The 19,957-nt window shown below is 68.0% G+C and carries 17 protein-coding genes; 6 read left to right on the top strand and 11 right to left on the bottom strand.

Annotated features, from left to right (window positions below; genetic code table 11):
• Positions 1-27: 27 nt before the first annotated feature.
• Positions 28-1,206 (bottom strand): acetyl-CoA C-acetyltransferase, encoded by a 1,179-nt coding sequence (locus H7F35_RS07585; protein WP_187112306.1) that lies wholly within the window; start codon positions 1,204-1,206, stop codon positions 28-30.
• Positions 1,207-1,282: 76 nt separating this feature from the next.
• Entirely contained in the window at positions 1,283-2,065 is a 783-nt protein-coding gene (locus H7F35_RS07590; RefSeq protein WP_093246642.1) for an SDR family NAD(P)-dependent oxidoreductase, read from the bottom strand.
• Between the two features lie 149 nt (positions 2,066-2,214).
• On the opposite strand from H7F35_RS07590, the gene H7F35_RS07595 reads away from it, so the two are divergent.
• From H7F35_RS07595 to H7F35_RS07610, 4 genes are all read left to right on the top strand, one after another.
• Positions 2,215-4,902: a LuxR C-terminal-related transcriptional regulator gene (locus H7F35_RS07595; protein ID WP_187112307.1), complete on the top strand. Its 2,688-nt coding sequence runs from the start codon at positions 2,215-2,217 to the stop codon at positions 4,900-4,902.
• Positions 4,903-5,176: 274 nt separating this feature from the next.
• Positions 5,177-5,980: an AP2 domain-containing protein gene (locus H7F35_RS07600; protein WP_187112308.1), complete on the top strand. Its 804-nt coding sequence runs from the start codon at positions 5,177-5,179 to the stop codon at positions 5,978-5,980.
• A 164-nt stretch (positions 5,981-6,144) separates the two neighbouring features.
• Positions 6,145-6,963 carry an AP2 domain-containing protein gene (locus H7F35_RS07605; protein ID WP_261803560.1) on the top strand — a complete coding sequence of 273 codons (819 nt, stop codon included), beginning with the start codon at positions 6,145-6,147 and terminating at the stop codon, positions 6,961-6,963.
• Positions 6,964-7,060: 97 nt separating this feature from the next.
• On the top strand, positions 7,061-7,441 hold the full coding sequence (locus H7F35_RS07610; protein ID WP_187112309.1) for a hypothetical protein: 381 nt from the start codon (positions 7,061-7,063) through the stop codon (positions 7,439-7,441).
• A gap of 22 nt (positions 7,442-7,463) precedes the next feature.
• On the opposite strand, the gene H7F35_RS07615 is transcribed toward H7F35_RS07610, so the two are convergent.
• The 6 genes from H7F35_RS07615 to H7F35_RS07640 all read right to left on the bottom strand — a co-directional run bounded on the left by H7F35_RS07615 (position 7,464) and on the right by H7F35_RS07640 (position 14,760).
• Entirely contained in the window at positions 7,464-8,612 is a 1,149-nt protein-coding gene (locus tag H7F35_RS07615) for an acyl-CoA dehydrogenase family protein (RefSeq protein ID WP_187112310.1), read from the bottom strand.
• A 42-nt stretch (positions 8,613-8,654) separates the two neighbouring features.
• Complete coding sequence (locus tag H7F35_RS07620; protein ID WP_187112311.1) at positions 8,655-10,214, bottom strand: long-chain-fatty-acid--CoA ligase; 1,560 nt, start codon at positions 10,212-10,214, stop codon at positions 8,655-8,657.
• A 25-nt stretch (positions 10,215-10,239) separates the two neighbouring features.
• Positions 10,240-11,352: a CaiB/BaiF CoA transferase family protein gene (locus H7F35_RS07625; protein WP_187112312.1), complete on the bottom strand. Its 1,113-nt coding sequence runs from the start codon at positions 11,350-11,352 to the stop codon at positions 10,240-10,242.
• Between the two features lie 89 nt (positions 11,353-11,441).
• A complete protein-coding gene (locus tag H7F35_RS07630; protein WP_187112313.1) occupies positions 11,442-12,599 on the bottom strand; it encodes an acyl-CoA dehydrogenase family protein in 1,158 nt (385 codons plus the stop codon).
• Positions 12,600-12,609: 10 nt separating this feature from the next.
• A complete protein-coding gene (locus H7F35_RS07635; RefSeq protein ID WP_187112314.1) occupies positions 12,610-13,806 on the bottom strand; it encodes an acyl-CoA dehydrogenase family protein in 1,197 nt (398 codons plus the stop codon).
• Positions 13,807-13,890: 84 nt separating this feature from the next.
• Positions 13,891-14,760: a UDP-2,3-diacylglucosamine diphosphatase gene (locus tag H7F35_RS07640; RefSeq protein WP_187112315.1), complete on the bottom strand. Its 870-nt coding sequence runs from the start codon at positions 14,758-14,760 to the stop codon at positions 13,891-13,893.
• Positions 14,761-14,854: 94 nt separating this feature from the next.
• Between H7F35_RS07640 and H7F35_RS07645 the strand changes: the two genes are divergently transcribed.
• On the top strand, positions 14,855-16,597 hold the full coding sequence (locus tag H7F35_RS07645; protein WP_187112316.1) for a lysoplasmalogenase family protein: 1,743 nt from the start codon (positions 14,855-14,857) through the stop codon (positions 16,595-16,597).
• A gap of 135 nt (positions 16,598-16,732) precedes the next feature.
• On the opposite strand, the gene H7F35_RS07650 is transcribed toward H7F35_RS07645, so the two are convergent.
• The 3 genes from H7F35_RS07650 to ruvB are packed head-to-tail and all read right to left on the bottom strand — an operon-like array spanning position 16,733 to position 19,146.
• A complete protein-coding gene (locus H7F35_RS07650; protein WP_187112317.1) occupies positions 16,733-17,113 on the bottom strand; it encodes a nuclear transport factor 2 family protein in 381 nt (126 codons plus the stop codon).
• Between the two features lie 4 nt (positions 17,114-17,117).
• Positions 17,118-18,074, bottom strand: coding sequence for a CDF family Co(II)/Ni(II) efflux transporter DmeF (dmeF, locus tag H7F35_RS07655; RefSeq protein WP_187112318.1), 957 nt, complete (start codon positions 18,072-18,074; stop codon positions 17,118-17,120).
• Between the two features lie 7 nt (positions 18,075-18,081).
• On the bottom strand, positions 18,082-19,146 hold the full coding sequence (gene ruvB / locus H7F35_RS07660; protein ID WP_187112319.1) for a Holliday junction branch migration DNA helicase RuvB: 1,065 nt from the start codon (positions 19,144-19,146) through the stop codon (positions 18,082-18,084).
• 169 nt (positions 19,147-19,315) lie between these two features.
• Here ruvB and H7F35_RS07665 point away from each other — a divergent pair, with 169 nt between their 5' ends.
• Positions 19,316-19,942, top strand: a complete 627-nt coding sequence (locus H7F35_RS07665) for a CDP-alcohol phosphatidyltransferase family protein (RefSeq protein WP_187112320.1) — start codon at positions 19,316-19,318, stop codon at positions 19,940-19,942.
• Positions 19,943-19,957: the final 15 nt, after the last annotated feature.

Genomic DNA, 19,957 nt, shown 5'->3' on the forward strand with positions numbered 1-19,957 from the left:
CGAGCATAGCCCGCGCCACGCCGCCGTTCAGAGCCGCTCGACGATGGTCACGTTCGCCATGCCGCCGCCTTCGCACATGGTCTGCAGGCCGTAGCGCTTGCCGCGCTGGCCGAGCGCGTGGATCAACGTGGTCATCAGCTTGGTGCCCGAGGCGCCCAGCGGATGGCCCAGCGCGATCGCACCGCCGTTGACGTTCAGCCGCGCCGGGTCTGCGCCCAGCGTCTGCAGCCAGGCCAGCGGCACCGGCGCGAAGGCTTCGTTGACTTCGTACAGGTCGATGTCCTCGATCTTCATGCCGGCCTTCAGCAGCGCGCGCTGCGTGGCGGGAATGGGGGCCTCCAGCATGATGACCGGGTCGTGCCCGATCACGCTCATGTGATGGATGCGTGCCAGCGGCTTCACGCCCAGCGTCTTCAGGCCGCGCTCGTTGACCACCATCAGGCCGCTCGCGCCGTCGCAGATCTGGCTGGCCGTGGCCGCCGTGCAGCGCCCGCCTTCGGCGATGAGCTTGACGCTGGCGATGCTCTCCAGCGTGGCGTCGTAGCGGATGCCTTCGTCGGTGGTGTGCATCTCGCCCGGCTCGGTGCCATCGGCCAGGCGCACCGCCACCGGCACGATCTCGCGCTCGAAGCGGCCGGCCTTCGTGGCTTCGATGGCATTGCGATGGCTGTGCAGCGCATAGGCATCGAGTTCGGATCTCTCGATGCCGTAGTTCTTCGCGATCATCTCTGCGCCGGTGAACTGGCTGAACTGGATGTCGGGGTAGCGTTTCTGCATGAGCGGGCTCACGTAGAAGCCCAGGCCGTTCTTCAGCGGCAAGGTGGTGGGCAGGCCCATCGGCACGCGCGTCATGCTCTCGACGCCGGCGGCAATCACGATGTCCATGCTGCCCGACATCACGGCCTGCGCCGCGAAGTGCAGTGCCTGCTGCGACGAGCCGCATTGCCGGTCGACCGAGGTGGCCGGCACCGACTCGGGCAGGCGCGAGGCCAGCACCGCATTGCGCGCGATGTTGGCCGACTGTTCGCCCGCCTGGCCGACGCAGCCCATGATGACGTCTTCGACCAGCGCGGGATCAACGTCGGTGCGCTCGACCAGCGCGTTGAGCACCTGTGCGGCAAGATCGGCCGGGTGCCATCCGGCAAGGCGGCCGTTGCGGCGGCCGCCGGCAGTGCGCGCGGCGGCGACGATATAGGCTTCGGGCATTGGGGTCTCCTGTTCAAAAGTGGGAATGGGATGGGGCTCCCTCCCCCTCTGGGGGAAGGAGCGAAAGGCAAAGTCCTCAGCGCGGCGCCATGCGGATCGCCCCATCCAGCCGCACGCTCTCGCCGTTGAAATACCCGTTGGTGATCATCAGCTCGGCCAGCGTCGCGTACTCCGCCGGGTTGCCCAACCGCTTCGGGAAAGGCACCGACGCCGCCAGTGCCGCCTTCACGTTGTCCGGCGCGCCCTGCAGCAGCGGCGTGTCGAAGATGCCCGGCAGGATGGTGTTGACGCGGATGCCCTCGCCCATCAGGTCGCGCGCAATGGGCAGCGTCATGCCGACGATGCCGGCCTTCGACGCGGTGTAGGCGGCCTGGCCCATCTGCCCGTCCTGCGCCGCCACCGACGCGGTGTTGACGATGGCGCCGCGCTCGCCGTCCTGCAGCATGTCGAGCGTGAGCATGCCGGCCGCCGACTTGGCGATGCAGCGGAAGGTGCCCACCAGGTTGATCTGGATGATGCGGTCGAAATTGGCGAGCGGAAAGTGCTTGATCTCGCCGGTGGCCTTGTCGCGGCTCGCGGTCTTCACCGCATTGCCGGTGCCGGCGCAGTTGACCAGCACGCGCTCCTGCCCGTGCGCGGCGCGGGCCTTGGCGAAGGCCGCATCGACCTGCTCTTCGGAGGTCACGTCGACCTTGCAGAACACGCCGCCGAGTTCTTTGGCCAGCGCTTCGCCCTGCTCCGCGTTGAGGTCGAACAGCGCGACCTTCACGCCGTGGCTGGCCAGGCGGCGCGCGGTGGCGGCGCCCAGGCCCGAGGCGCCGCCCGTGACGACGGCGGCAATGCTGGAATCGAGTTGCATCAGGAGTCCTTGCGGAGAGTGGTTGGCGATGGGGCGATGGGTTTGTCGCCAGCCAGTTTAGGAAGCAGAATCGGCGGAGGCATCGTCGGAAACGACGGAAATCCGGGCCGCTTCGGCCTCTGCGCCGCCCCTGTCCTTTTCCGTTCGCGATGTCGCCTCCCACCGCCAGGATTCTCGAAACCAAGCTCAACCCGCCGGCCTCCACCGCCACGCAGGTGCCGCGCACCGCGATCAGTGAAGAGATCGCCGCCGCAGCCACCGTGAAGCTGGTGCTGGTGCGCGCGCCGGCCGGCTTCGGCAAGACCACCGCCATGGCGCAGATCCGCGAGCGCATGGAGGCGCAGGGCATTGCCACCGCCTGGCTCACGCTGGACCGCGCCGACAACGACGTCTCGCGCTTCCTGAACTGCCTGGCCGAAGCCGCGCTGCGCCTGGGCGTGGAAGAGCCGCACGCCAACGGCCCGCTCGATGCGGTGGCGGCGCTGGCCGCGCACGATGCGCCCTTCACCCTCTTTCTCGACGACTTCGAAGTGGTGCAGGAGCCGGCGGTGCTGGGCCTGGTGCGCGAGATCGTCGAGCACCTGCCGCGCCGCGGGCAGATCGTGATCGGCTCGCGCGGCCTGCCCGACCTGGGCATGGGGCGGCTGCGCGCGCGCGGCCAGCTCATCGAGATCGACACCGACCGCCTGCGCTTCAGCCTGGAAGAAACCAGCGCCTTCTTCGGCCTGCGCACGGCCCTGGCCATGCAGGCGCTGCCCGCCGACATGCTGTCGCAACTGCATCGCAAGACCGAAGGCTGGGTGGCCGCCATCTGGCTCGCATCGATGGCGCTGGAGCGGCACGGCACCGAAACCGGTTTTGTCGAACGCTTCTCGGGCTCCGACCGCGCGGTGGCCGAGTACCTGGCCGAAGACGTGCTCGCACACCAGCCGAAGGAGATTCGCGACTTTTTGCTGCGCACCAGCATCCTGCGCCAGCTCGATGCCTCGGTGTGCCAGGCGCTGAACCCGCGCGTGGACTGCGCCGCCATCCTCGAACGGCTCGCGGCGTCCAACCTCTTCCTGACGCCGGTGGGCGGCGATGGCGACGCCCGCGCATGGCGCTATCACAGCCTGTTCGCCGACTTCCTGCGCGCGCAACTGGCGCGCGAACAACCCGGTGAGATCGAGCGCCTGCACCTCGCGGCCTCGGGCTGGTACGAATCGCAGGACCGCCCCGTGCCCGCGATCGACCATGCTATCGAAGGCGGTGACCACCCGTACGCGCTGACCCTGCTCGACAGCTATGCGGCGCAGTTTCTCGAACAGGGCCGCATGCGCATGCTCGCGCGCTGGTTCTCGGCCATTCCCGAACACCAACTGCGCGAACACCCTTTCCTGCAGCCCATCGCGCTGTGGGCCACCTGCTTCACGCACGGCCCGTGGGACGCAATGCGCATGCTCGAACAATCGGGCTGCCTCGACAGCCCCATTCCCGAAGTGCGGGCGAGCGCGCACACGCTCGTGCCGCTGCTGCTGGCCATGCAGGACCGGCACGACGAGGCTTACGAAGTGGGCCGCCAGAGCCTGTCGCGCCTGCCCACGGGGCTGGCCTTTGCCGACAGCGTGCTGCTCAATGCCATGGCCCACATCCTGGCGGTGCGCGGCGACCAGCACGAGGCGCGGCGCATGCTCGAAGCCGCGCGCGAGCAAGGCAGCAGCACCTTCAACCGCATGTACACCGAGTCGCTGGCCGGCCTGTTCGACCTGCAGGAAGGCCGGCTGCGGCAGGCCACCGCGCGCCTGCGCATGGCCGTCGATTCGACCCATGCCGTGTCGTACAACCACAGCCACGGCAACGCCTGGGCCGGCGTGCTGTATGCCGGCGCCGTGTACGAAACCAATCAGCTCGTGCAGGCCGAGCACCTGCTGAACGTGTACCTGCCGCTGGCGCGCGATGTGGGCCTGCCCGATCACATGATCCTGAGCCATGTGATGCGCTCGCGCATCGCGTTCCACGCTGGTGACATCGACGCGGCTTTCCAGGCGCTGACCGAGCTCGAATACCTCGGCCATCACCGGCAACTGCCGCGCGTGGTGGCCGGCGCCAAGCTGGAGCGCTCGCGCATGCTGCTGCTGCAAGGCAACGGCCCCGCCTCGCGCGACGAACTGATGCGCGCCGACGACCCTGCGCTGTGGGAGCGCGAGCGCCGCCAGCGCCTGCCCGCGCACGACCTCGACTACCTGGCGCTGGCCAAGGCGCGCTGGGACATCGCATTCGGCGACCCGCGCGCAGCGCTGGGCGTGCTCGACGCGGAGATCCATGCCGCGCGCGCCTCCGCGCACAACCGCCGCGCGCTCAAGCTCAAGGTGCTGCGCGCGATGGCGCTGCAACGCGCCGGCGACATGGCCGCGGCCATCGAAGAAATCGGCGAGGTGCTGCAGACCGCGAGCCAGGAAGGCTTCGTGCGGCTGATCCTGGACGAAGGCACGGCCGTGGGCACACTGATCCACCGCTACGCCATGGCGATGCAGGAAGCGCCCGCGTCGCGCGGCGGCCACACCGATCCGATCCTGGCCGACTACCTGCAGCGGCTGCTGCAGTTGATCGGGCCGATGGCGACACCGGCCGACGCCGAAGCACCGGCCGGCGACGCGATGAAGGAACCGCTCACGCGCAAGGAGATCCGCGTGCTGCAACTGCTGGCCGAGGGGTACTCCAACAACGCGATGGCCGAGAAACTTTTTGTGTCCGACAGCACGGTGCGCACGCACCTGCGAAACATCAACATGAAGCTGGATGCAAAAAGCCGGACGCAGGCGGTGGCGATCGCGCGCAAGCTCGGCGTGATCCGCTAGCAGCCGGGTACGCCGTCGACGCGGCGTACATCCTGAAACCGGCGGCCTCGCAAACTGGGTAGGCATGGCCCTCCGCGCGGCCCGCCACCCACAGTACTACGGATTCCGGTGATACCGCCGCCCCCGCGCAATCCCTAGCATTCCCTCTGGTGAGTCGAAGCTTCCACCTGCCGCAACGGCCTCCGGCGCGGCTGTGGAACGGTTCGACCCGCGGGCCCGGAAATCGGTTCGGGGAGTTGTCCACGTCGAGAGCGCTGCAAAGCACGAAGCCACCATGCCCAGAGGAATTCCCAACCCGGCCGCCATGTATGGCATTTCGCCCCGTGCCTGGGGCTTCGAGGTGTCGATCGTGCGCAACGGCACCCGCTACTACAAGCAGTTCGGGCGGGCCAGCTACGGCAGCGAGGAACAGGCGCTGCTGCAGGCGCAGGACTGGCGCGACGGCGTCGTGCGCAGCGTGCCGCCGGTGCTGCGGCGCACGCGGGCCGAAAAGCTCCGCGTCAACAACACGACGGGCGTGTCGGGGGTCTTCTGCCAGGTTGCGTCCAGCGGCAAGATCCGGGCGTGGGTCGCCAAGACCTACATCGGGCAGGACGAAATACTTCGCACCGACTTCCCCGTCGATGCCATGGGCCACGCGGCGCAAGCGCTGGCCATCGAGGAACGGGCACGGCAACTGGAGCGCATGGCGGGGCTGTCCAGGCTGCATCCGGCCGAGGAAGCGATCCGCACGGCGCCTGCGGCCTGCCCCGCCGAGCCGCGCTCGCCCAAGCGCTCGAAGTCGGAAATCAGGCGGTGCACCAACTCCAGCGGCGTCAGCGGGGTTCATTTCAAGTCGCCCAACGTCGGGCACCCGGGCTACTGGCTCGCCATCACCTACACCGCGGGCAAGGGCAGCGTGAGCAAGGCGTTTTCCATCAAGGAACACGGCCCGGACACCGCCAAGCGCCTTGCCATCGCGGAGCGCGAACGTCAGCTTGAACGGAAACTGAACGCTACAGACGTATCCACTCTTTCGCCCCGGCAAGAGGTCCGCCAGCAGCACGCGACCACCTCCGAGGCGAGGCAAGACCTGTGAAGGTTTCGTGCGCCGTCTCCGGTTTCGTCTTTAAAAAGCGGCGTGCCGCCGAACTGTCTTCTCGCTTCGGCCAAAATAGCGGCGAAATGCGAGCGCCAATGAGCCCCGCGCGGTTCGGGGAGTTCATGAGAAGCAGCAAGGCTGAAGCAATCAGCGCGTCGAGAATGCCCAAAGGTATCCCCAATCCGGCAGCCATGTATGGCATTTACCCCAGGTCCTGGGGTTTCGAAGTTTCCCTGGTTCGCAATGGCATTCGCCACCACAAGCTGTTCGGCAAGGCCAGCTACGGCAGCGTCGAGCAGGCGCTGCTTCACGCGCAGGACTGGCGCGATTTCATCGTCAGGAGCGTGCCGCCGGTCGAGCGGCGCGTGCGGGCGCAAAAGCCCCGGGCCAACAACACCACCGGCGTCCCGGGCGTGTTCCATCAGATCGCGGCCGGCGGCAAGGTGCGCGGATGGATGGCCAAGACCTACATCGCGCAAGACGAAATATTGCGCGCCGACTTTCCCGTCGATGGCCTGGGCGATGCGGCGCACACGCTGGCCGTCATGGAACGCGCGCGGCAACTCAAGCACATGACGGGACTGGCGCGGCTGCATCCGGCCGAGGAAGCGATCCGCATGGGGCTGTCGGCACACGCGCACGGCCCGCGCTCGCCCAAGCGCTCCAAGTCCGAGATCACCCGGCGCAACAACACCAGCGGCGTGAGCGGCGTTCATTTCAAGACGCCCCACGCCGCGCATCTCGGCTACTGGCTGGCCATCACCTACACGGCGGGCAAGGGCTCGGTGAGCAAGGCGTTCTCGGTGAAGGAGCACGGCCCCGACATGGCCAAGAGCCTGGCGATTGCCGAGCGCGCGAAACAGCTCGCGGAAAAATTGCGCGGCGAAGAATCCTCGTCTGCCGCTGCCAGCCAGCAGCCACAACCACCTCACGTGAAAAAGCGCGGTCGCTCGGCCTCCGGCGCGAAACAGGACAACTGATGGATCGACACCGAACCGGCTTCGCAGACAAAGCAGCGAAGCCCGACAGCCAGCGCGCGCCTGCCGCAACGGCCACCCCACCACGAACCGTCCGCCCATGACGACGCTCAAGCCCCTTCACCAACTGCTGCGGGTCGCTTCGCATCTGCTGGACCAGGCCGCGGCGGATGTCCGCACGACAGACCTGGAGCCGGTCTCGGACAACATCGAAGGCATCGGCCGCGCGCTGATCGAGCTGATCGAAGTGCAGCGGCGCATCTACGCCCTGCAGCCCGAGCTGCAGCCCAAGTCGCTGGCGGCCTCGCCGCGGGAGGAAGATGCCAACCGGCTCTTCACCCAGTTCACCATCGAGGCGCTGGAGCTGGAAGACGCCGGCGACACGGCGGCGGCGCGCGAGAAGTACTCGACCTTCATCGGCCTTTCGCCCTCGTACCCGCATCGCGAGATCGCGCGGGCGGAGCTGCGCCGACTGTCCTGATCGGGCGCCCTGCGCCTTCGCCTCACAGCGCCCGCGAGATCACCTCTTTCATGATCTCGTTGGTGCCGCCGTAGATGCGCTGCACCCGCGCGTCGGCATACATGCGCGCCACCATGTATTCGCTCATGTAGCCGTAGCCGCCGAAGAGCTGCAGGCATTCGTCGATCACGCGGCCCTGCGTTTCGGAACCCCACAGCTTGGCCATGGAGGCGGTGGCGGTGTCGAGCGTGCCGGCCACGAGGTCTTCGACACAGCGGTCGATGAAGGCGCGGCCCACCTTGATCTGCGTGGCGATCTCGGCCAGCTTGAACTTGGTGTTCTGGAACTCGGCGATCGGCTTGCCGAAGGCCTTGCGGTCGCGCACGTAATCGAGCGTGGCCTGGTAGGCGCCTTCCATCGCCGCGAGCGCGCTCACGCCGATGATGGTGCGCTCGTACGGCAGGTCGCTCATGAGCTGGAAGAAGCCCTGCCCTTCCTGGCCGCCCAGCAGCGCATCGGCCGGCACGCGCACGTCGTCGAAGAAAAGTTCGGAGGTGTCCTGCGCCTTCATGCCGATCTTGTCGAGCACGCGGCCGACGCGAAAGCCCTTGCAGCCCTCGGTCTCGACGATGAGGATGGACGTGCCCTTGGCGCCCTGCGTCGCATCGGTCTTGGCCACCACCAGCACCACGCCGGCCAGGTAGCCGTTGGTGATGAAGGTCTTCGAGCCGTTGATGAGATAGCCGCCGTCCTTCTTCTCGGCGCGCGTGCGCACGCCCTGCAGGTCGGAGCCGGCGCCGGGCTCGGTCATGGCGATGGCACCGACCATTTCGCCGCGCGCCATGCGTGGCAGGTAGTGGCGCTTCTGCTCCTCGGTGCCGTGGTTCAGGATGTAGTGCGCCACGATGGCATGCACCGACGTGGCCATGCCGGTGAGCGCGCGGCGCGACATCTCTTCGTAGACCACGGCTTCGTGGCGGAAGTCGCCGCCGGCGCCGCTGTACTCCTCGGGAATGTCGGCGCACAGCAGGCCGAGCGCACCGGCCTTGCGCCAGACCTCGTGGCCCACGTGGCCGCGCTTGCGGGCTTCTTCGTCGTGCGGAAGCACTTCGGTTTCGACGAAGCGCACCACGTTGTCGCGGTACAGCTCCAGGTCTTCGTCGCTCCAGGAGCGGCGGAAGTCGATGGGCATGATGGTTTCCTTGGGTTGTGTTCTTTGGGGGGCGCTGGCGCGTCAACCGACGCGGCGGGCCTTGCCAGCCCAGAAGGGCTCGCGCAGTTGAAACTTTTGCAGCTTGCCGGCCGCCGACAGCGGCAGCGCATCGCGAAACTCCACGCTGCGCGGACACTTGTAGATGGCGATCTGGTCGCGGCAGTGCGCGATGACGGCGTCAGCCTCCAGCGCCATACCTTCGCGCCGCACGATCACCGCATGCACGCGCTCGCCCCACTTGTCGTCGGGCACGCCGATCACGGCGGACATCAGCACTTGCGGCAATTGGGCGATGGCGTTCTCGACCTCGGCCGAATACACGTTCTCGCCGCCGCTCACGATCATGTCCTTCATGCGGTCGACCACGAAGACGTAGCCGTCCTCGTCCATGTAGCCGCCGTCGCCGGTGTGCATCCAGCCGCCACGCAGCGCGGCCTCGGTTTGCTCCGGCTTGTTCCAGTAGCCCTTCATGACCATCGGCCCGCGCGCAACGATCTCGCCGACCTGGCCGAAGGGCAGCTCGTTGTCTTCGCCATCGACGATGCGGACTTCGGCGATGGTGATGGGCGTACCGGCCGATCGCAGCAGGCGCTCGCGGTCGGGACCGGGCTGGTGGCAGTGCGGCGGCAGCGCGGTGACCACCGGCGACAGCTCCGTCATGCCGTAGACCTGCGCGAACGCGCTGCCCGGAAAGGCGCGCATGGCCTGGTCGAGCAGCGCCGCATCGATGGGTGCCGCGCCATACGACAGCAGGCGCAGGCTCGACAGGTCGAACTCCGTAAAACGCGGATGCTCGATCACGCGCTTGATCATGGTCGGCACCAAAAACATTTCAGTGACGCGCGCCGACTGCAGTGTCTGCAGCACCGCCAGCTCGTCGAACATCGGCACCACATGCACGGGCACCAGCCGCAGCATGCTCTGCAGCGCGATGCCGCAGCCGGCCACATGGAACATGGGCGCCGCGACGATGGCCACGGCGTCCTGCGTGTCGCGCGGCAACGCGGCCACCGTGCCCAGTGCGTTGATGCACAGGCTGCCGTGCGAGAGCATCACGCCCTTGGGCTGGCCGGTGGTGCCGCCGGTGTACATGACGGCCGCCAGCTCGTCGCTGCTGTGCGGTGCGTCGTCGATGGGCACGGCATCGGCCAGCAGCGCCTCGTAGCCGACCATGCCTTCGGGCACGGCGCCATCGCCGCAATAGACCACGGTGCGCAGCGAGGCCGAGAGCCTGCGCAGCTCGGCGGCCATCGGCGCGAAGACATCGTCCACCAGCAGGATGCGGGTGTCGCAGTCGTCCAGCGAGTAGGCGACCTCCTTCGGGTTCCAGCGGATGTTGACGGGGTTGATGACACCGCCGCCCCACCAGGTGCCGAAGAAGTACTCGACGAAGCGGTGCGAGTTCAGGCTCATCATGCCGACGCGGTCGCCCGGCTGCATGCCGAGTTGCTTCAGCACGGCGCCGAGCCGCGCGACGCGGTCGGTGAACTCGCCGTAGCTCAGCCGGTGCTTGCCGCAGACGACGGCGGTGGCCTTGCCTTTCTCGCGGCGGCCCTTGTGCAGGGGTTGGGTGAGGAACATCGGGGTTTGTCTCCGGTCTTTGTGTTCAGGCTGCGCTCAGCGGCGCGATGGCTTCGGCGGCCACGCCCCAGCGGCGCAGCAAGGCCGGGCCGTCGTCGTGCGCCCTGGCTGGCGGCACGACGGGTGCGGTGCGGCTGAAGCGCGGCGCGGGCGCGGGCTGCACCACGCCGCCCACGTTCGCGAAGGTGCCGCGCGCCACGTTGTGCGGATGTTCGGGTGCTTCGTCCCAATCGAGCACGGGGGCAAAGCAGGCGTCGCTGCCTTCGAGCAGCACGCACCATTCGTCGCGCGTGCGGGTGCGGAACACATCGGCCATGCGCAGTTTGAGCAGGGGCCAGCGGTCGGCGTCCATCTGCGCGTCGAAGGCCGGGTCGTCGGCGATGCCGCAGCGCTCGCGCATGAGCGCATAGAACTGCGGCTCGATGGCGCCCACGGCGACGTACTTGCCATCGGCGCAGGCGTAGGTGTCGTAGAAGTGCGCGCCGCCGTCGAGCATGTTCTCGCCGCGCTGGTTGCTCCACATGCCGGCCGACTTGAAGCCGTACATCATCGAAGACAGCAGCGCCGCGCCATCGGTCATGGCGGCATCGACCACCTGGCCCTGCCCGGAACCCTTCGCCTCGTGCAGCGCGGCCAGGATGCCGAAGGCCAGCAGCATCGCGCCGCCGCCGAAGTCGCCCACGTAGTTGAGCGGCGGCACGGGCGGCTCGCCCGCGCGGCCAATGGCGTGCAGCGCGCCGCTGATGGCGATGTAGTTGATGTCATGGCCCGCCGCGTGCGCGAGCGGCCCGTGCTGCCCCCAGCCGGTCATGCGGCCGTACACCAGGCGCGGGTTGCGCGCATGGCACTCGGCCGGGCCCAGGCCCAGCCGTTCCATGACGCCGGGGCGAAAGCCCTCGATGAGCACGTCGGCCTTCGCGATCGCGTCGAGCACCGATTGCGCCGCGCCTTCCGCGCGCAGGTCGACCTGCAGCGTGCTGCGCCCGCGCGCCAGGATGTCGTGCGGCGCGGTGCGCGTGCCGGGGCGCTCGATGCGGATCACCTCCGCGCCCATGTCGGCGAACAGCATCGCGCAGAAAGGCCCGGGGCCGATGCCCGCCATCTCGATCACCCGTAGTCCCTGCAATGGGCCTGCCATGGTTTGTCTCCTGTTGCGTGGAGCCATCTTGGCGCGGGGACGGTGGCGCTGCATCGTCCAAAGCGACGAATGCAGCGCGCGGGCTGTGGCTACGGCGCGTCGTTCGCGGCGCGAAGCCGCGCCACGCGGCGCAGGTGCCACGAGGCCGGGCCGAACTGGCCTTCGATGAGGGTGGCGCGGCGCACGTAGTGGCCGACCGCCAGCTCTTCCGTCATGCCCATGCCGCCGTGCAGTTGCACCGCACCCTGCCCCACGGCCTTGCACGCTTTGCCGACGGCCACCTTGGCGGAAGACACGGCGCGGGCGCGCTCTTGCGCCGTCGCGGTGTCGATGGATTCGCCCACGCTCGCAGTGAGCGCAGCCGCCTGCTCCAGCGCCATGTGCATGTCGACAAGGCGATGCTGCAGCACCTGGAAGCTGGAGATCGGCACGCCGAACTGCTTGCGCTGGCGCACGTAGTCGAGCGTGTCGCGCATCAGGCGGCGCATGACGCCGATGGATTCGGCGCAGATGGCGAGCGTGGCTTCGTCAAGTGCTTGCTCGATCTGCGGCAGCGCTGCGCCTTCGGTGCCGAGCAGGGCATCGGCGGGCAGATGCACGTTGTCGAAAACGATGTCCGCGGCGCGACCGCCATCGCGCGTCGGGTAGGCGCGCAGGCGCAGGCCCGGCGTGTCCTTGGGCACCACCAGCAGCGAGAGGCCGTCCGCATCGCAGGGGCCGCCCCGGCTTCGCGCGGTGACGATCAGGTGGCTGGCCCACGGCGCGGCCTGCACGATGGCCTTATGGCCGTCGAGCCGGAAGCCATCGCCTTCGCGCACGAGGCGCGCCTGCACATCGGCGCGGTCATGCCGGCTTTGCGGCTCGCTGTGCGCGAAGGCCAGCACGGCCTGCCCCGCGACGACACGTGCGAGCAGTGCATCGGCTTGCGTGCCGGGATGGCGCTGCAGCAGGCCCGCGCCGATCACCATCGTGGACAGGTAGGGCTCGGCCGCGAGCGCGCCGCCCAGCGTTTTCATCAGCGCGAGATGCGCCACCATGCCGAAGCCCATGCCACCGTGCGATTCAGGCAAGGCCGCGCCCAGCAGATCAAGCTCGCGCGACAGGCCTTGCCAGAACGGCGGCGGCGCATCGTCGGCGCGGGCCAGCGCATGCAGGCGCTGCTCGAAGCCGTGGTGGTTGTCGAGATAGCGCCCGAGGCTGTCGCTCAGCATCGCGAGGGTGTTGTCCTGTTCGGTCCGTGTGTTCATGGCGATGTCCTCAGCGGGCGAGCAGGTGGCTGGCGACGATGTTGCGCTGCACCTCGTTGGAGCCGGCGTAGATGGAAGCTGCGCGGTCATTGAGGTAGGCCGACATCGAGAACACGGCCTCTTCCGGAATGGGCAGCTCGCCTTGCAGTCCGTCATCCAGCGGCAGGTTGGCGGCGGCGTAGTGGCCAGCAATTTCGACGCCGAGTTCGGTCAGCCGCTGGCGCAGTTCGGAACCGAGCACCTTGCCCATCGACGGGCGAATGCCGTGCGGCTCGCCACGTGCCTGCGCGCGCAGCGACTGCAGCTCGGTCGCTTCGACGGCGTCGATGGCGCAGTCCATTTCGGCCAGGCGCAAGGCCATGTCGCAGGCCTCGTCGCCGTCGTGGCCGGACGTCGCGAACGCCGCATCGGCCGCCGCGCTCAGGCGGCGCAGGCGGGCGCGCAGCATCGGTGCCCACGCACCGCCGCGTTCGTGCTGCAGCAGGTACTTGGCGATGGTCCAGCCCTGGTTCTCCTCGCCGATCAGCCCTTCGGCGGGCACGCGTACGTCGTCGAAGAACACCTGGTTGAGTTCGTGGTCGCCCGAGATGCTGATGATCGGCCGGATGGTGATGCCCGGCGCGGGAATGTCGAAGCACAGGAAGCTGATGCCCTGCTGCGGCTTGCCGCCCGAGGTGGTGCGCACCAGGCAGAACATGCGGTTGGCGTACTGCGCGTGCGTGGTCCAGATCTTGGTGCCGTTGATGACGTAGTGGTCGCCGTCGCGCACGGCCTTGCATTGCAGCGAAGCCAGGTCGGAGCCCGATTGCGGCTCCGAGTAGCCCTGGCACCAGTAGTCTTCGCCCGAGCGGATGCCGGGAAGCCATGCGCGCTTTTGCGCCTCGGTGCCGAAGGCGATGATCACCGGCGCGACCATGCCGGGGCCCATGGGCGCGCGCGGCGGTGCATCGGCGGCGGCCAGCTCGCTCGCGAACAGGTAGTGCTGCATCGGCGTCCAGCCGGTGCCGCCGTGTTCGACGGGCCAGTGCGGCACGCTCCAGCCGCGCGCCGCGAGGATACGGTGCCAGCGGTTGCCGAATTCGTGGTCGGTGAAGATGCCGGAGCAGCGGCGGCCCGCCGCGCGCAACTCGGGCGTCAGCTCGCGCGCGAGGAAGTCGCGCACCTCGTCTCGGAATGCGGTCTCCGCCGCGCTGAGGGTCCAGGCCATGGTGTCGTCCCGTTGGAATGCACCGGACAGTGTGCGCCCGGAACCCGCCGGGGGCATCGTCGGATCGGACGAAGAAACGTCTTTTCAGGCCGCGATGGCTTCGCGCGGCGCCGGCACCTTCGAAGGCACCGCCATGTGCTGCGCCCAGTCGATGATTTCCAGCGTGCCGTCCGCATGCTCGGCCAGCGCCGTCAGGCTCTCGACCCAGTCGCCGTCGTTGCAGTAGAGGATGCCGTCGATGTCGCGCATCTCGGCGTGGTGGATGTGGCCGCAGACCACGCCCTGCGCACCGCGCTTGCGGGCCTCGCGCGCCACGGCGTTCTCGAAGTCGCCCACGTAGCTCACGGCGCGCTTGACCTTGCCCTTGAGGTACTTGGAGAGCGACCAGTACGGCAGACCCATCCGCGCGCGCAGCGAGTTGAGATGCCGGTTGAGCTTGAGCGTGAATTCGTAAAGCGAATCGCCCACATAGGCGAGCCACTTGGCACACTGGATCACGCCGTCGAACAGGTCGCCGTGAATGATCCACAGCTTGCGGCCGTCGGCCGTCTCATGAATCCACTCTTCGGCCACGTCGATGCCGCCGAAATTGTGGTGCAGGTACTTGCGGGCGAACTCGTCGTGGTTGCCCGGAATGAAGATCACGCGCGTGCCCTTGCGCGCCTTGCGCAGCAGCTTCTGGATCACGTCGTTGTGCGCCTGCGGCCAGTACCAGTGGCGCTTGAGCTGCCAGCCGTCGATGATGTCGCCGACCAGGAACAGCGTCTCGCACTCCGTGTGCTTCAGGAAGTCGAGCAGCGCGCGGGCCTGGCAACCGGGCGTGCCCAGGTGCAGGTCGGAGATCCACAGCGTGCGAAAGTGCAGCGGTGGGCGTGCGCGATCTTCGTCCTCGGGGTCGAGGTCCCGGGTCGCGGTGTCGCGCCATGCGCGAATGAAAGCGTCGTCGCGTTGCATGGACGGGTAGGCTCTCACTGCCACGTGACCGGACGATGGCGCCCCCGTGACATCCCGGTGACATGTGGGCCGGCGGCAACGCCACAATCGCGCGATGCGCCCTGGCCAGATCATCGTTCTTGCGACCCCTGTGTTCTTTCTTCTGATCGCGATCGAATTCGTGGTCGGCCGCGTGCGCGCACGCCGGGGCACGGGGCAGGACACCTACCGCCTGGCCGATGCGGTCAACAGCATCGGGCTGGGCATGCTGAGCCAGATCAGCGCGGTGCTCACCGGGCTGCTGCGCATCGGCATCTACACCGCCGTGTATTCGGCGGTGGTGCTGTTTCCGCAGGAGGCGGCCCGCGATTTCTGGACCACCTGGTACGGCTGGCTGCTGGCGCTGGTGTTCTACGACTTCTGCTACTACTGGCTGCACCGCATGGGCCACGAGTCGGCCGTGCTGTGGGCGGCGCACGTGGTGCATCACCAGAGCCAGCACTACAACCTGTCGACCGCGCTGCGGCAGACCTCAAGCGGCGCGCTGTTCGGCTGGATCTTCTACCTACCCATGGCGGTGGCGGGCGTGCCGCCACTGGTGTTCGCGGTGGTGGCATTGGTCGACCTGCTCTACCAGTTCTGGGTGCACACCGAGCAGGTCGGCAAGCTGGGCTGGTTCGACCGCTGGTTCTGTTCGCCGTCGAACCACCGGGTGCACCATGCCGTGAACGACCACTACCTGGACCGCAACTACGGCGGCATCCTGATCATCTGGGACCGCATGTTCGGCACCTTCCGCGAGGAAGACGAACGCTGCGTCTACGGCACGCGCGGCGAGCTTCGCAGCTGGGACCCGCTGTGGGCCAACGCAGAGGTGTACTGGGGGCTGGCGAAGGATTCATGGCATGCGAAGAGCTGGACCGACAAGCTGCGCGTGTGGCTCAAGCCGCCCGGTTGGCGGCCGGCCGATGTGGCGGCGCGCTTTCCGAAGCCGGCGTTCGACATCACGAAGGTGACGCGCTACGAGCCACCGATCAGCCCCGGCGTGCAGTGGTTTGCCGGCCTGCAATTCCTGTTGTTGCTGGTGGGCGTGGCGCTCTTCCTCTGGGTTTCCGATGCGATGCCGTTGCAGCAGTCGGCCGTCTGGCTGGCCGCGCTGACGGCGTGCCTGTGGGCCATCGGTTGCGCGCTGCAGGGGCGCCTTTCAGTCACCGAGGTGCTGCTGGTGGAAGCGGCCGCCTTCGCCACCGCGAGCGCGGCGCTGGACATTGCGTGGCTGCATCACATCTTCAAGCCGCTGGCGCTGTCGATTGCCATCTTCTTCGCGGCGCGGCGCGCGATGAAAGCCGGCGCGGTGGGCCGGTTCGATGCGCTGCTGCTCGCGGGGCTGGTCGGCTCGCTCGCAGGCGACGTGCTGCTGATGGGCTCCGCCAGCCTGTTCGTGCCGGGCCTCGTGTGCTTTCTGCTCGCGCATCTGGCGTACATCGCGCTCTTTCGCATCGGCGTCGGCATGTTCCCGCGGCGCGGCGTGCTGGCGGTGACGCTGCTGATCGGCGTGGCGATGTATGTGTTTCTCTGGCAGGGCGGATTGCCGCCGGCCTTGCGCATTCCTGTCGGCATCTATGTGACGGTGATCGCTTGCATGGCGGCGCAGGCCATCGGGCGGGCTGCGGTATTGCGTGACACCGATCCGTCCGCGCGATGGGTGGCGGTGGGTGCGTGCTTCTTCATGCTGAGCGACGCGCTGCTGGCGACGAATCGGTTCGTGATGCCGCTGCCGCTGGCGTCGCTGTGGGTGCTGGCCACGTATTACGTGGCGCAGATATTGATCGTTCGGCACGCTCGGCCTGCTGCCTGACTTTGTCTTTCTCTTTCTCCCTCCCCTCTCGGGGGAGGGTTGGGGTGGGGGCAAGCGGCGTCACCACTGGGCACGCTCTGCCTGCCCCCATCCCAACCTTCCCCCAGAGGGGGAAGGAGCAGACCCGACGCTCGGCTATGCGGGCTTTCGCCCCATCGTCGGTAGGCCGATCTCGAACGACGCCGTCCGGATCAGGCCATCCCTGACCACATAGATGCAAACCATCTCCACGGTGCCCACACCCTCGGGGAAGTTGCGCGTCACCACCTCGTGGTCGACCACGACATCCCCCATGACCGAGCGCTGCAGCAGATGCGCATGAAGATCGGGCTCCGCGAAGCGGACCTCTGTTCGGGCGCGCAACTCGGCGTGCCCGGAAGCCAGCAGCTTTCCCGCCAGTTCGTATTGCCGGGCGTCTTCGGCATAGGTGGCCAGCCATGCCTGAAGGTCCTTCGCGTTGTAGGCAGCCAACTGGCGCTGGACCACGGCTTCCGCGGAGAAATGAAGAAGCGTCACGGGCTCAGTCCACGCAGCGCTGGATTTCCACCGTCGAGTGGCGGATTTCCTCGTGCATCGAGAAGCAGGCGCGCACCTCGTCGGCCGTCAGCGTGAGCGAGTGCGTCACGACGGTGAGCGCGCAGGCATAGGCGCCACGGCCGACGCGCCACACGTGCAGGTCGGCGACGCGGGTTTCAGACTCGGCCAGGGTGGTTTCCACGCCTTCTCGGATCTCGGCCGTCACCGGGTGGTCCATCTCGCGGTCGAGCAGCACCTTGCCGGTTTCCTTCAGCAGCCCCTTGGCCCAGATCGCGACCAGCACCGCGCCGACGATGCCCATCGCCGGGTCGAGCCAGGCCCAGCCGTAGAACCAGCCGCCCAGCAGCGCCGCGATAGCGAGCACCGATGTGGCGGCGTCGGCCACCACGTGGATGTAGGCGGAGCGCAGGTTCAGGTCGTGGCCATGGCCGTCGTGGTCGTGATGGTCATGCCCGTGGTGCCCATGGTCATGGCCGTGGTCGTGATGCGTGCCGCCCAGCAGCCGCGCACAGACCAGGTTGACCACCAGCCCCAGCACGGCCACCGAGATGGCTTCGGGGTAGTGAATGGCCGAGGGCGACCACAGCCGCTCCAGCGAGCCCGCCACCATCAGCGCCGCGATGCCGAGCAGCACCAGTGCGCTCGCGAAGCCGCCGAGCACCTCGATCTTCCAGGTGCCGAAGGCGAAGCGCGGGTCGCGCGCGTAGCGCCGCGCAGCCGCATAGGCGAAGGCGCTCAGGCCGATGGCCAGCGCGTGCGAACTCATGTGCCAGCCGTCGGCCAGCAATGCCATCGAGTTGAACCACCAGCCGGCGCCGATCTCGACGACCATCATCACGGCGGTGATCCACATCACCAGCCGCGTGCTGCGCTCGGCCGAAACATTGCCGGCGCCGAAATGGTGGTCGTGCTGCCAGGCGCTCAGGTCATGGGTGTGCATGGGCTTCTCAAACTCCGAACAGGTCCTGGCCGTCCGAGCGGCTGGAAGGCGGGGTCACGCCCAGGTGGCGGTACGCTGCCAGCGTGGCGATGCGCCCGCGCGGCGTGCGTTGCAGGTAGCCCTGTTGAATGAGGTAGGGCTCGATCACGTCCTCGATGGTGTCGCGCTCTTCGCCGATGCTGGCGGCCACGTTGTCCAGCCCGACCGGGCCGCCGTCGAAGCGGTGGATCACGGCTTCGAGCAGCTTGCGGTCCATCAGGTCGAAGCCCTGCGGATCGACGTCGAGCATGGCCAGCGCCTTGTGCGCGATGTCTTCGGTGATGCGGCCGTTGCCCTTGACCTCGGCGTAGTCGCGCACGCGGCGCAGCAGGCGATTGGCAATGCGGGGCGTGCCGCGCGAACGGCGGGCGATCTCGAAGCCGCCGGTTTCGTCGGTTTCCACCTTGAGCAGGCGGGCGCTGCGGGTCACGATCAACGCCAGCTCTTCGGGTGTGTAGAACTCCAGCCGCGCGACGATGCCGAAGCGGTCGCGCAGCGGGTTGGTCAGCATGCCGGCGCGGGTGGTGGCGCCCACCAGCGTGAAGGGCTGCAGGTCGAGCTTGATGCTGCGCGCCGCGGGGCCTTCGCCGATCATGATGTCGATCTGGTAGTCCTCCAGCGCGGGGTACAAAATTTCTTCGACGACCGGGCTCAGGCGGTGGATCTCGTCGATGAAGAGCACGTCGTTGGGCTCCAGGTTGGTCAGCAGCGCCGCCAGGTCCTTGGGCTTTTCGAGCACGGGGCCGGAGGTCTGGCGCAGGTTGACGCCCAGCTCGGCCGCGATGATGTGCGACAGCGTGGTCTTGCCCAGGCCAGGTGGGCCGAACAGCAGCACGTGGTCGAGCGCCTCTTTGCGCTTGCGCGCGGCGCCGATGAAGATTTCAAGCTGCTCGCGCACCTTCGCCTGACCGACATATTCGTCGAGCAGCTTGGGGCGCAAAGCCCGCTCGATGGCCTCTTCGTTGGGCGAAGCAGGGGCTGCGGACACCACGCGTTGGGGGGCGGGCGCGAAGTCGTCGGTCTGGATGGTCATTTGAGAGAGGTGTGCGCCAACGAGTTTAGTCCCGAGCGCCGCGCCGGGCCGCCCCAAGCAAGCGAGCGGCCCCCTCGGGGGGCAGCGAGGACACGAAGTGCCGAGCGTGGGGGCCATTCTTCACTGGCAGAATGCTTCGGCCATATAACAAACGAGGGGAAGCCAGCACGTGTCCATCTACGAACTGAAGCCGCGTTTCCAGGCCCTGCTGCGGCCGCTGGTGGTCCGCCTGCATGCGATGGGTGTCACCGCCAACCAGGTCACGATGGCGGCATGCGTCGTATCGGTCGCGCTCGGGCTCTGGCTTTTCTTTGCCGCCCCCTCGCTCGCGGCCTTCGGGCTCATCCCCGCATGGATGTTCCTGCGCATGGCCTTCAACGCCATCGACGGCATGCTGGCGCGCGAGCACAACCAGCAAAGCAAGCTGGGCGCCTTTCTCAACGAACTGACCGACGTGGTCTCCGATGCCGCGCTCTACCTGCCCTTTGCACTGGTGCTGCCGTTCAGCCCGTTCTGGGTCGGCGCGGTGATCGTGCTGGCCGGGCTGAGCGAATTCGCCGGCGCGCTGGGCCCCACGGTGGGCGCCTCGCGCCGTTACGACGGGCCGTTGGGCAAGAGCGACCGGGCCTTCGTGTTCGGCGCGCTCGGCCTCTACGTGGCGCTGGGCTGGCCGCTGCCGGGCTGGACGGCCTGGCTGATGCCGCTGGTCGCCGCGCTCGTGGCCTGGACCACCGTCAACCGCATTCGCCGCGCATTGGCCGAAGCCGATGCTGCCGGCACGGCCGGCCGCCGCTGAACAACACACAACAAG

This window comes from Variovorax sp. PAMC26660 (genome assembly GCF_014302995.1).
Lineage (GTDB): Bacteria > Pseudomonadota > Gammaproteobacteria > Burkholderiales > Burkholderiaceae_C > Variovorax.